This window comes from Nocardioides anomalus, from assembly GCF_011046535.1.
GTDB lineage: Bacteria > Actinomycetota > Actinomycetes > Propionibacteriales > Nocardioidaceae > Nocardioides > Nocardioides anomalus.
Genome location: NZ_CP049257.1, coordinates 706,544 through 718,041, shown reverse-complemented (window position 1 = coordinate 718,041; position 11,498 = coordinate 706,544). Strand labels below are relative to the sequence as shown.

The following is an 11,498-nucleotide window of genomic DNA, read 5'->3' as shown; positions in this document are numbered from 1 at the left end:
CTCAGCCCGGCTCGCCGCTGCCAAGCGCGGGCAGCACCTCCGCCCCGAGCAGCTCGACGGCAGCGCGTGGGTCCGGTCCGAGGGGCGGACCGAAGGACAGGTGGGTGGCGCCCCGGTCGACCAGCCACCGGCAGCGGAGCAGCACGTCCTCGACGTCCCCGGCGATCCCGAGCCGCAGCATCCGCGCGTCGACCAGCGAGCGGGCGCGGTCGTGGTCACCCGCGGCACCGGCCGCGTCGATCTCGGCGAAGTCGGCCCGGGTGAGCCCGGCGCGCTCGAGCAGGTACGGCGAGAAGGCGGAGCCGTAGTAGGCGATCTTGTCGGCCAGCGCGGCCTCGGCGCGGGCTCGGTCGCGGTCCAGCGAGAGCCACACGCAGGCCGGGAGGTCGAAGTCGGCCGGGTTGCGGCCAGCGCGTGCCAGTCCGGTCTCGATGTGCGCCTTGGCGGTCGGGAAGTGCTCGGGCGGGTAGAGCAGCGGCAGCGCCCCGTCGGCCACCTCGCCAGCCAGCTCCAGCATCTTCGGGCTCATGGCCCCGAGGTAGATCGGCACGTCGGCGACCGCGGTGCGCAGCCGGGCCTGGTCGGTCCAGCCCGGGAGGTCGACCAGCTCGTGGCGCAGCAGTGCGCGGACCGCGGTCACGGCGTCGCGGGTGACGGCCAGCGGGCGCCGCTGCTCGATGCCGACCCACTCCAGGAACTGCTTGGCCCCCGCGGCCAGGCCCAGCCGGAACCGGCCGCCGGACAGCTCGTGCAGCGACGCGGCGGTCATGGCCAGCTCGGCCGGGTGGACCGTGTAGGGGTTGAAGATCCCGCAGCCCAGCGCGATGCGCGAGGTCCGGGTGGCGGCGGCGGTGAGCAGCACGGTCGCGCTGTGCAGCATCAGGTCGTCGGAGACCCAGAGCTGGTCGAAGCCGGCGGCCTCGGCCGCCTCGGCCAAGGCGCAGAACTCGGCCGGCGACAGGTCGTTGTTGAGCCGGAGGCTAGTGCGCACCCTCGGCCCCCTCGGTCCGCTCGTCCGGCTGCGGCAGCTCCGCGTCCAGCTCCACCTCGACCAGCAGCCCGTCCCCGATCAGGGCGTGCACGAAGAGCATGGTGTTGGCCGGCGCCACGGCGCCCAGCAGCTCGCCGTGCACGCGCGCCGCCTCCTCCCAGTCCGCGTCCGGGGTCAGGTAGACCCGGGAGCGGACCACGTCCGCACGGCGACCGCCGAGCCGCTCGACGGCGCCGAGGGCGCGCTCGAGGGCGCGCCGGGTCTGGGCGCCGGTGCCGCCGAGGTCGCCCTCGTCCCCGACGTGGCCGGTCGTCCCGCTCACCCAGATGCGCGGGCCCTGGCGCACCGCGCGGCGGTAGCCCGCCAGCTCCTCCCAGGGCGAGCCGTCGCTGACGCCGGTCCGCTCGGTCACGGCTCAGCCCTCGATGACGTCTTCGTGGTTGTGCACGACCTGCCAGCGCTCGCCGGTGCGGCGCCACACGCCGGTGTTGCGGACCAGCTGGGGCGGGGCGGCGTCGTCGGCGAAGGTGACGTGCAGCAGGTGGCGGACCCAGCCGATGTCGCCGTGCACGTCGATGCGCTCGTCGGTGGCGCGCAGGTCGGCGACCTGCGGGCCGCCCGCGGGCCGCCGCGCGCGGATGGCGTCGAGCTCTGCCCGGCCCACGGCCAGGCCCGGCTCCTCGGAGTCCCAGATCGTCGCGTCGTCGGCGATGTGCTGGTCGATGCGCACGCGGTCGCCGGTCAGGAACCCGGCGTACATGTCGAGCACGGCGGCCCAGATCTCGTCACGGTCGCTCAACGGGGATCCTCTCGGTGGTGGTGGACCAGTCGGTCAGCCAGCAGTAGGACACCCGGCCGGGCGCGGTCACGGCGACCGGGTCCTCGGTGCGGCAGCGCTCCACCGCGACCGGGCAGCGGGGGTGGAACCGGCAGCCCGAGGGCGGCTGGGCCGGGTCCGGTACGTCGCCCGGCAGCTCGGCCGGGAGGTCGCCCGGCCGGCCGACGCGCGGCACTGCACCGGTGAGGGCGCGGGTGTAGGGGTGCCCCGGGGCCTCCCACAGCGGGCGGGTGGGCGCGGACTCCACGACCTTGCCGAGGTACATCACCGCGGTCACGTCGGCGACCTGGCGCACGATCGAGAGGTCGTGGGAGATGAAGACCAGGCTGAGCGACAGCTCGCGGCTCAGCTCCACCAGCAGGTTGGCGATCTGCGCCTGCGCCGAGGCGTCGAGCGCGGCGATCGGCTCGTCCGCCACGATCAGCCGGGGCCGCGCGGCCAGGGCACGCGCGATGGAGATGCGCTGGCGCTGGCCCCCGCTGAACTCGTGCGGGAAGCGCTCCGCGGCCGCGGCCGGGAGCCCCACCAGGTCGAGCAGCTCGCGCACCCGCGCGCCGCGGTCGCCACGGTCGCTGCCGGACAGGTCGACCGCGGTCTGCAGCTGGACGCCCACCTTGCGGCGGGGGTTGAGCGAGGAGGCCGGGTCCTGGAAGACCATCTGCAGCCGGCGCAGCTCGGGCGAGCGGCTGCGGCGCCCGATGGGAGCGACCTCGGCGCCGTCGAAGGTGACCGTCCCCGAGGCCAGCGGCACCAGCCCGACCATGGCGCGGGCCAGCGTGGACTTGCCGCAGCCGGTCTCCCCGACCAGCCCGACCACGGTGCCCTCGGGCACGTCCAGGTCCACGCCGGCCACGGCGCGCACCGGCGGCTGGCCGGCGCGCTTGTAGTCGACGACGACGTCGCGCATCTCCAGGAGGCTCACGGCACGCGCTCCGGGAGGGGTGCGGCCGCGCGGTCGCGCAGCGGGTCGGGCGGGCAGGCCAGGGTGCGGCCGCTGCCACCCACTGGCACCAGCGGCGGGACCTCGGTGCGGCAGCTGTCGCGGGCGAAGGCGCAGCGCGGGTGGAAGGCGCAGCCGGGGACGGTGTCGCCCAGGGTCGGCGGCGCACCGCCGATCGGGGTCAGCGGCCGGTCCGGCTCCTCGGGGCGCGGCAGGGCGTCGAGCAGGCCCTGGGTGTAGGGGTGCCGCGGCTGCTGGAGCAGCTCCCCCGTCGCGCCGGACTCCACCACCCGTCCGGAGTAGAAGACGTAGAGCCGGTCGGCGATCGAGGACAGCACGCCGAGGTCGTGGGTGATGAGCACGACCGAGAGCTGCTGCTCGCGGCGCAGCCGGTCCAGCAGCCGCAGGATGCCGGCCTGGACGGTGACGTCCAGCGCGGTGGTCGGCTCGTCGGCCACGAGCAGCTTCGGCTCGCAGGCCAGGGCCATCGCGATCGCGATGCGCTGGCGCATGCCACCGGAGAAGTGGTGCGGGTAGCGGCGCAGGGCGTCGTCCGGGTTGGGGATGCGGACCAGGTCCAGCAGCTCCGCGGCCCGCGCCCGGGCCACCCGCCGGCTCACCGAACGGTGCACGATCTGGTGCTCGGTGAGCTGCCGCTCGATGGTCAGCATGGGGTGCAGGGAGTTGAGCGGGTCCTGGAAGACCATGGCGATGCCGGTGCCGCGGATCCTCTGCAGCTCGCGGCGGCGCATGCCGATGAGCTCCTGGCCCTCGAACCGGGCGCTGCCGGCGGCGGTGCCACCGGTCGGCAGCAGGCCCATGAGCGCGAGCACGCTCAGCGTCTTGCCGCTGCCGCTCTCGCCGGCGATGCCGACCACCTCGGACTCCCCGACGGTGAAGCCGACCGAGCGCACGGCGTACTGGTCACCGTGCCGGCCGGGCAGCCGCACGGAGAGGTCCTCGACCTCGAGCAGGGTGCTCACGTGCCGATCGCCCTCGCGGTGCGCGGGTCGAGCGCGTCGCGGACGGTGTCGCCGAGGAAGTTGAAGGCCAGCACGACGGTGAGGATGGCCAGGCCCGGGAAGACGCCGATCCACCACTTGTCGAAGTACATCGCGCCCTCGGCGACCATCGAGCCCCACTCCGGGGTCGGCGGCCGGGTGCCCAGACCGAGGAAGGACAGCCCGGACAGCAGCAGCACGGCGGTGCCGAGGTCGAGCGCGCCGAGCACCAGGATCGGACCGGCCACGTTGGGGCCGACCTCGCGGACCAGCGCCCGCCGACCGGAGACGCCGAGCAGCCGGGCCGAGAGCACGTAGTCGGCCTCGCGGGCCGAGAGCACCAGGCCCCGGCTGACCCGTGCGTACGACGGCCAGGAGACGACCACGATGGCGAGCACCGCGTTGTGCAGGTCGGGCCCGAGCGCGGCCACCATGGCCATGGCCAGGATGATCGCGGGGAAGGCGAAGAAGAGGTCGGTGACCCGCATGATCACCGTCTCGACCTTGCCGCCGAAGTAGCCGGCGGTGGAGCCGACGGCGGTGCCCACCACCAGGGAGAGGGTCACCAGCAGGACCGCGAGCGGGATCGAGAGCCGCGCCCCGGCGAGGACCCGCGAGTAGACGTCGCGGCCCAGCTCGTCGGTGCCGAACCAGTGCGCGCCCGAGGGCCCGAGGAAGGGCGCGTTGTCCTGGGCCAGCGGGTCGTGGGTCTGGAGGACCGGCGAGAGCAGCGCGACCAGGATCCAGATCGCCAGGACCACGAAGCCGACCAGACCGAGCGGCTCGCGCCACACCGAGCGGGTGCCGCGGCGGCGGCGTCCCGTCTCGACGGGCACACCGCCCTCGGCCAGGGTCGAGTCGGGAGCGTTGTTGATCGTGGTCATGTCGCCCGGATCCTCGGGTCGACCAGGCCGTAGGCGATGTCCACGGCGAAGTTGATGCCGACGTAGATCACCGCGACGACCAGGCAGACGCCCATGATCGACGGCAGGTCGAGCGCCAGGGCGGAGTTGTAGGCGTACTGGCCGATCCCGGGCCAGGAGAAGATCTTCTCCACCAGCACCGTGCCGGACAGCAGGCTGCCGAAGGCGACGCCGAAGACGGTGAGGATCGGCAGCAGCGCCGGACGCACCACGTGGCGGAACACGACGACCCGCTCCGGCATGCCCTTGGCCCGCGCGGTGCGGACGTAGTCGTTGTTGAGCACCTCGAGCATCGAGGCGCGCGTGAAGCGGGTGAGCAGGCTGATGGTGAACATGGCCAGCACGAGGGCGGGCAGCAGCAGGTGGCGCAGCGCCTCCCCGAAGAGGCCGGGGTCGCCGTCGAGCAGCGCGTCGAGGGTGTAGAAGCCCGTGTGGTGCGCCGGCGGGTCCACGCCCGGGTCCAGACGGCCGCCGCCGGGCACCAGCCCCAGCTTGAAGAAGAGCACGTAGTAGCTGACCAGCGCCAGCCAGAACGTCGGCACGGACACCCCCGACAGGGTCACGACCCGCAGCACCTGGTCGAGCCAGGTGTTGCGCCGGATCGCGGCCAGGATGCCGAGCGGCACGCCGACGAGCACCGAGATCACGATCGCGGTCACCGCCAGCTCGATGGTGGCCGGCACGAACTCGCCGAGGTCCTCGGTCACCGGCTTCTGGGTCTGCTGGGACAGGCCCAGGTCGCCGTGGGTCAGCCCCTCGAGGTACTTGACGTACTGGACCGGGAGCGGCTTGTCGAGGCCGTTCTTCTCCTTGAACGCCTGCACGATCTCCGGGTCGGAGACCGCCTGCTGGCTGAGGTTGGCCGCGACCGGGTCACCCGGGACCAGGTGGGTCAGCAGGAAGGCGATGAGGGTGATGCCGACGAGCAGCATCAGCAGCGCCGCCAAGCGGCGGAGCACGAACCACAGGAGGACGTGGTCCGTGATCCGCCGCCCGCCGGTCGGAGCGGCCGGTGCGGTCGTCGCGGAGGTCGCCAACTAGGGCTCCCGCCGGAACGAGGGGGTCACTTCAGGGAGGCGAAGTCGACGGTCCAGACGGGGTTGTACTCGAAGCCGGACAGCGACGACGTCGTCACCGCGACCTGAGCCGTCTGGAACAGCGGCATGAAGGGGCCCTCCACGTTCATCTGCTGCTGGATCTGCTGGTAGAGCTGGCCGCGGGCGTCGTTGTCCACGGTGGTCGCGGCCTGCTCGCCCAGCGCCTCCAGCGCGGGGTCCGCGCCTGCGGCCCAGCCGGCCCGCAGGCCGACGGTCTGACCCGGCAGGAAGGCGAGGTAGTCGCTCGGGTCAGGGTAGTCCGCACCCCAGAGCCACAGGCCGAGCTGCTCCTTGCCGTCGCGGTAGTTGGGCAGCGAGGTGGCGATCGGCGACGGGACCAGCTCGACGTCGATGCCGATCTCCTTGAGCTGGGCCTGGATGCGCTGGGCCACGGTGCCGAAGGAGACGCCGTTCTTGGTCAGGTCGCTGGGGTACTCCAGCTCGACCTTCTCGCCGTCGTACCCGCTGGCCGCGAGCGAGGCCTTGGCCTTGTCCACGTCGGTGGCCAGCGCGTCGGAGGGGTCGAGCGCGCCGACGAACAGCGTCGGGATGATCCCGGGCGAGCGGACCGAGCCCTCGCCGGCCAGCTCGACCAGCGAGTCGTAGTCCAGGCCGTAGCGCAGCGCGTCCTGGAAGTCCTGGTTCGAGGTGGTCTCGGAGATCGCCGGGTTGTCGTTGGAGAACAGGAAGAAGGTGTTCGACGTGGGGTCGCTGTGCACCTCGACCGAGCTCGGCAGCCCCTCGGCCTGGGCCGGGGCCAGGTCGAGCACCAGCTGGGCCTGGCCCTTCTGCACGTCGAGCTTCTGCACGTCGGCGGTCACGTTGCGGACCACGACCTTGCTGTACGTCGGCGCGTCGCCCCAGTAGTCCCCGTTGGCCTCGAGGCTGACCTCGGAGGTCGTGCTGAAGCTCTTCAGCACGTAGGGGCCCGAGCCGGCCGAGTTGGCGTTGAGCCACTCGCCGGCCTTGTCGGTGGTGTCGGCGTCGGCCGCGTCGGTCCCGCCGTGCTCCTTGACCACCTTGGAGTTCTCGATGCCGAGCGCCGGGTTGGACAGGATGTAGGGCAGCCCGGGGTTGGCCTTGTCCGAGGTGAGCACGACGGTGTTCTCGTCCGGGGCGGACGGGGTCACGCCGTCGAGCAGGAAGGACGGGTTGCCCTTGAGGTTCTTGACCCGGTTGAAGGAGAAGACCACGTCGGCCGAGGTCAGCTTGGTCCCGTCGGAGAACGTGACGTCGTCGCGCAGCGGCAGCGTCAGCGTCTTGCCGTCCTCCGAGAGCTCGTAGGACTTGGCGATGACGGGCACCGGGGTGGACAGGTCGCCGCCGTCGAAGCCGAGCAGGGGCTCGTACATCGCGTGGGCGATCATGCCGCCGGTGATCTCGTAGACCTGGCCCGGGTCGGCGGTGGTGAGGTCGAAGGAGTTCTCGACCACGAGGGTCTTGCTCCCGCCGCCACCACCGGACGAGGAGTCGTCCGACGAGTCGGACCCGCAGGCGGCCAGCGAGAGGGCCACCGCGGCCCCTGTGGCGACCAGGCTCCAGCGCCGCAACCACTTGGTGTGTCGCACCACGACATCGCTCCTTGATCGTCGCCCGCGAGGGGGCGAGAGAAGAGGGTCACCGCCGATCGTCAGCCACGCTGCCGCGTTCGGCTGACGGACATTAGCACGCTAGGCGAATACAACGACAGGTCTGCGGCCGGTCGAAAAATTCGCACTGTGGCGATAAGGTCCGCGGAGCGAACAACGGCGTCCGGCCCGTCCTGTCGGCGTCCGAGGGGTCGCCCGGTCCCAGGGGAGACGGAGATGGCCGCAGTGCGTCCAGAGCTCGACGCCGGCGCTGAGCGCCCCGACGACTTCGTGCAGTCCCTCGCGCGAGGGCTCTCGGTGATCCGGGCGTTCAGCGCGGAGCACCCCGAGCTCTCGCTGTCCGAGGTCGCCCGCGCGACCGGCCTCACGCGCGCGGCGGCCCGCCGCTTCCTGCTGACCCTGGAGTCGCTCGGGTACGTCGGCAGCAGCGGGCGGCTGTTCCGCCTGCGGCTGCCGGTCCTCGACCTCGGCTACGCCTACCTGTCCTCGATGGGCCTGGCCGACATCACCCAGCTGCACCTGCACACGCTGAGCGAGGACCTGCAGGAGTCCTGCGGCGCGAGCGTGCTGGACGACAGCGACATCGTGCACATCGCCCGCGCGACCAGCGACCGCCTGATGGCGGTCCGCATCGACCTGGGTCGCCGCATCCCGGCGTACGCCACCTCGATGGGGCGGGTCCTGCTGGCCGCACTGCCGGACGCCGAGCTGACCGCCTACTTCGCGCGCCACGAGCGGCCGGCGCTGAGCCCGCACACCGCGACCGGCGAGGACGAGCTGCGCCGGATCCTCGCGCAGGTGCGCCGCGACGGGCACGCCATGGTCGACCAGGAGCTCGAGGAGGGCATCCGGTCCATCGCGGTGCCGGTCCACGGTCCGCGGGGCGGGGTCGTCGCCGCCATCAACACCAGCGCGCACACCTCGCGGGTCACCGTCGAGCGGCTGCGCGAGCACTTCCTGCCGCGGCTCGCCGCGACGGCCACCTCCATCGAGCACGACCTGGAGATGGCCCGCCGCTGACCCCGCCCGCCACCCTCGGACCGAGGGTGAGGAGCAGGGCGAGGCCGATGACGACGGCGCCGACCACGGTGGTGTGGTCCAGCCGCTCCCCCAGCAGCAGCACGCTGGCGACCACGCCGACGATGGGCGTGATGAAGGACAGCACGCTGAAGCGCGCGGCGCCCAGGCGGGCGATGAGCCGGTTGGCCAGCACCACCGCGACGATCGAGCTCAGCACGGCCAGGTAGGCGAACAGCACCCACGAGTCGGCCCGCTCGGGCACCCGCGGCGCACCCTCCAGCAGCAGGGCCGCGGCGGCCACGAGCACCCCGCCGATGAGGTTCTGCCCGGCGACCACCCGCAGCACGTCGAGCCCGCCGGCCCGCGCGTTGATCCACACGAAGCACCCGCCGTAGACGGTCACCCCCGCGAAGACCGCGAGCGCGCCGACCAGCTCGCGGGTGCCGGGCACGCCCGCGCCCCGGAAGACGATGACGGTCCCCGCGGCCCCGGCCAGCAGCCCGGCCACGAAGCGCGGGGTGGGCGCCTCGCGGCGCACGACGTGCGCGATCACCGTCGTCGTGATCGGCTGCGTGGCCACCACCAGGCTGGCCAGGGCGGCGCCGATGAACTGCTGGCCCCACACGGTCACGCCGAAGTTCAGGGCCATGCCGAAGACCCCGATCGGCCAGACCACCCGCCACCCGGCCGCGCCGAGCGGCGCACCGGCGTACGCCGTGAGCAGGACCGGGGCCAGCAGCGTCGCCGCGACGAGCAGGCGCAGCGCGCAGAACCACAGCGGCGGCCAGCCCGCGTCGAGGCCGGCCTTGATGACGATGGGCGTGGTGCCCCACAGCAGGCACAGCGCCGTGAAGGGGACGGCCACGGGGACCCGTGGCCCCCCGGGCTCGGTGGGCAAGTCCTAGGACTTGTCCAGGACGCTCATCAGGTCGTCGAGCTCGGCCATGACCGCCTCGATCCGGCGCACCCGGTCGCGGCCCTCCTCGCCGAGCTCGGCGAAGGTCGTGAGCGGACGCCGCACGTCGCCGACCGGGTGGCCGGCCAGGGCGGCGAGCGCCTTGGAGTAGCACTGGTGGCCGTAGGTCGGGTGCCCCGCCGCGATGGTGTGGTCGATGACGTCGATGAGCCGCTGGACCCGACGCGCGTCCTCGATGCGCCCGGCCTCGAGCAGGTCGAAGATGCGGTGCGAGGCGTACGGGATGTAGTTGCCGTAGGGGTTGACGTAGCCCACCGCGCCGAGCAGGTAGGAGTCGACGACCCGCTCGCCCGCGAAGACCTTGACCAGTCCCTCGGAGGCGTCCACGACCTCGCGGACCCGGCCGACGTCCTGGCTGGACTCCTTGATGTAGCGCACGTTGTCGAAGCGCCGGCCGAGCTCGGCGACCAGCCGCGCGGACATGTCCACGTTGGAGGTGACGGGGTTGTTGTAGAGCATGACCGGGAGCCGCACGGCGTCGCACACGGCGCCGTAGTAACGGATGATCTCGTCCTCGGTCGGCGTGTAGTAGTACGGCGGGAGCACCATCAGCCCGTCCGCGCCCTGCTCCTCGGCCCGCCGGCTCTGGCGCACCGCGACCCGGGTGTCGGCGTTCATGGTCCCGACCAGCACCGGGATCCGGCCGCCGACCTGCTCGACGCTCACCCCGACGACCGTCTCGCGCTCGGCCTCACTGAGGGTCAGGAACTCCCCGGTCGTGCCCAGCACGATGATCCCCGGGACCCCGACCTCGAGCTGCCAGTCGACGAAGCGGCGCAGCGCCTGCTCGTCCACGGTCGCACCGTCGGGCGTGAAGGGGGTCACCGCGACGGTGTAGCTCCCCCGGAACCCTGTGTCCAAGATGTTCCTTCCAGCGAACGAAGTTCGGATCGTGAACGAACGGTACTACGGTTCGCCTCGGGCGTGGCGAATCCGCGGCTCTGCCCCGGGTGCACGCGCGTGCCCTAGGGTCTGCGCATGCCCACCGACAGCGCCGGTGACGCGGACGACCGGGACTACGTCCGGTCCCTCATCCGCGGCCTCGACGTGATGCGCGCCTTCAGCGCCGACCGTCCCGTGATGACCCTGACCCAGGTCGCGGAGCAGGCCGGCATGAACCGCGCCGCCGCCCGACGCTTCCTGCTCACCCTGGTGCGCGAGGGGTACGCCGAGGTGCAGGGCCGCAACTTCCGGCTGAGGCCCAAGGTCCTCGAGCTGGGCCGGTCGGTGCTGCCGACCATGACCTTCGCGGACCTGGCGCAGCCGCTGCTCGACGACCTGGCCGCCGAGCTCGACGAGACCTGCTACGTCACCGTGCTGGACGGTCAGTCGGTCGTCTACATCCTGCGCGCCAGCGGCCGCCGTCTCATCGGCATCAACCTCGAGGTCGGCAGCCGGATGCCGGCGTACCTCATGTCGAGCGGGCGGGTCCTGGCCGGCGCCCTGCCGCCCGAGCAGCGCCGCAAGTGGGTCAACGCCGTGCGCCTGGAGCGCCACACCGACAAGACCGTGCGCACCAAGGCCGAGCTGGCCAAGGTCGTGACCGAGGCCGGTCGGCAGGGCTGGTGCGTGGTCGACGAGGAGTACGAGATCGGCATGCGCTCGCTCTCGGTGGCGCTCGGCGACCGCGAGGGCCACGTCTTCGCCGCCGTGAACGTCACCTGCCCGTCCAGCCGGGTCAGCGTGGCCAAGATGAACGGCCCGTTCCTGCGCGCCCTCCAGGGGCTCGCGACGCACCTGCGCGACGCGATGCCCTCCGACGGGCTGGCCGCCGACCTCGCCGTCGCCGGCTCGGAGTCGGTCGCGCTCGACCGCCTGGCCCAGCCGCGCGGCTGACCGCGAGGGACGGCTCAGGCCGCACCCGCGGCCGTCAGCCGCCGCCACTCCACGCGCGCCAGCACGCCGGAGCCGACGGCCAGCACCGCGAGCACCAGGAAGACGAGCCACTCCGCGCTGCCGTCGCCGCCGTCGGGCTCGACCCCGAAGACCTCCTCGATCCACTCCTCCCAGACCAGGGTCAGCACCAGCGCCAGTCCGCTCAGCACGGACAGCGCCACCTCCACCCAGAACCGCAGCTTGCTCACCGTTCTCCTCCGTCCATCGTCTCGTCCATCGTCCTCGTG

General features: G+C 72.7%; 13 protein-coding genes. 2 read left to right on the top strand and 11 right to left on the bottom strand.

The annotated features are described in order from the left end of the window. Position 1 precedes the first annotated feature (1 nt). From G5V58_RS03785 to G5V58_RS03750, 8 genes are read right to left on the bottom strand one after another with little or no spacing between them, the layout of a single operon-like run. Positions 2-991, bottom strand: a complete 990-nt coding sequence (locus G5V58_RS03785) for an LLM class flavin-dependent oxidoreductase (protein ID WP_165228899.1) — start codon at positions 989-991, stop codon at positions 2-4. Then, positions 981-1,403 carry a RidA family protein gene (locus G5V58_RS03780; RefSeq protein ID WP_165228897.1) on the bottom strand — a complete coding sequence of 141 codons (423 nt, stop codon included), beginning with the start codon at positions 1,401-1,403 and terminating at the stop codon, positions 981-983. The genes G5V58_RS03785 and G5V58_RS03780 overlap by 11 nt, the downstream gene beginning before the upstream one ends. A 3-nt stretch (positions 1,404-1,406) precedes the next feature. Further along, complete coding sequence (locus G5V58_RS03775; protein WP_165228895.1) at positions 1,407-1,790, bottom strand: nuclear transport factor 2 family protein; 384 nt, start codon at positions 1,788-1,790, stop codon at positions 1,407-1,409. Next, entirely contained in the window at positions 1,777-2,751 is a 975-nt protein-coding gene (locus G5V58_RS03770; protein WP_230487059.1) for an oligopeptide/dipeptide ABC transporter ATP-binding protein, read from the bottom strand. Before G5V58_RS03770 ends, G5V58_RS03775 begins: the two co-directional genes overlap by 14 nt. Next, the gene (locus G5V58_RS03765) at positions 2,748-3,752 is read right to left on the bottom strand and encodes an ABC transporter ATP-binding protein (protein ID WP_165228893.1); all 1,005 of its coding nucleotides are present in this window, start codon (positions 3,750-3,752) and stop codon (positions 2,748-2,750) included. The genes G5V58_RS03770 and G5V58_RS03765 overlap by 4 nt, the downstream gene beginning before the upstream one ends. After that, positions 3,749-4,654: an ABC transporter permease gene (locus tag G5V58_RS03760; RefSeq protein ID WP_165228891.1), complete on the bottom strand. Its 906-nt coding sequence runs from the start codon at positions 4,652-4,654 to the stop codon at positions 3,749-3,751. Before G5V58_RS03760 ends, G5V58_RS03765 begins: the two co-directional genes overlap by 4 nt. After that, the gene (locus G5V58_RS03755) at positions 4,651-5,730 is read right to left on the bottom strand and encodes an ABC transporter permease (protein WP_230487058.1); all 1,080 of its coding nucleotides are present in this window, start codon (positions 5,728-5,730) and stop codon (positions 4,651-4,653) included. The genes G5V58_RS03760 and G5V58_RS03755 overlap by 4 nt, the downstream gene beginning before the upstream one ends. A gap of 26 nt (positions 5,731-5,756) precedes the next feature. After that, positions 5,757-7,361: an ABC transporter substrate-binding protein gene (locus G5V58_RS03750; RefSeq protein WP_230487057.1), complete on the bottom strand. Its 1,605-nt coding sequence runs from the start codon at positions 7,359-7,361 to the stop codon at positions 5,757-5,759. A 234-nt stretch (positions 7,362-7,595) separates the two neighbouring features. Between G5V58_RS03750 and G5V58_RS03745 the strand changes: the two genes are divergently transcribed. Beyond that, complete coding sequence (locus tag G5V58_RS03745; RefSeq protein ID WP_165228889.1) at positions 7,596-8,399, top strand: IclR family transcriptional regulator domain-containing protein; 804 nt, start codon at positions 7,596-7,598, stop codon at positions 8,397-8,399. Here the strand turns inward: G5V58_RS03745 and G5V58_RS03740 are convergent. Both G5V58_RS03740 and G5V58_RS03735 read right to left on the bottom strand, forming a co-directional pair. Then, complete coding sequence (locus G5V58_RS03740) at positions 8,308-9,264, bottom strand: DMT family transporter (protein WP_165228887.1); 957 nt, start codon at positions 9,262-9,264, stop codon at positions 8,308-8,310. The two genes, G5V58_RS03745 and G5V58_RS03740, sit on opposite strands and share 92 nt — an antisense overlap. 36 nt (positions 9,265-9,300) lie before the next feature. Continuing rightward, positions 9,301-10,200, bottom strand: coding sequence for a dihydrodipicolinate synthase family protein (locus G5V58_RS03735; RefSeq protein WP_165228885.1), 900 nt, complete (start codon positions 10,198-10,200; stop codon positions 9,301-9,303). Positions 10,201-10,353: 153 nt separating this feature from the next. On the opposite strand from G5V58_RS03735, the gene G5V58_RS03730 reads away from it, so the two are divergent. Continuing rightward, a complete protein-coding gene (locus tag G5V58_RS03730) occupies positions 10,354-11,211 on the top strand; it encodes an IclR family transcriptional regulator domain-containing protein (protein WP_165228883.1) in 858 nt (285 codons plus the stop codon). 14 nt (positions 11,212-11,225) lie between these two features. Here G5V58_RS03730 and G5V58_RS03725 read toward each other — a convergent pair whose 3' ends face one another. After that, positions 11,226-11,459: an ABC transporter permease gene (locus G5V58_RS03725; RefSeq protein WP_165228881.1), complete on the bottom strand. Its 234-nt coding sequence runs from the start codon at positions 11,457-11,459 to the stop codon at positions 11,226-11,228. Positions 11,460-11,498 lie beyond the last annotated feature (39 nt).

Excerpts from the sequence above, each read along its gene's own strand:
- G5V58_RS03760 (WP_165228891.1), bottom strand. The coding sequence starts at position 4,654 with ATGACCACGATCAACAACGCTCCCGACTCGACCCTGGCCGAGGGCGGT.
- G5V58_RS03730 (WP_165228883.1), top strand. The coding sequence starts at position 10,354 with ATGCCCACCGACAGCGCCGGTGACGCGGACGACCGGGACTACGTCCGG.
- G5V58_RS03745 (WP_165228889.1), top strand. The coding sequence starts at position 7,596 with ATGGCCGCAGTGCGTCCAGAGCTCGACGCCGGCGCTGAGCGCCCCGAC.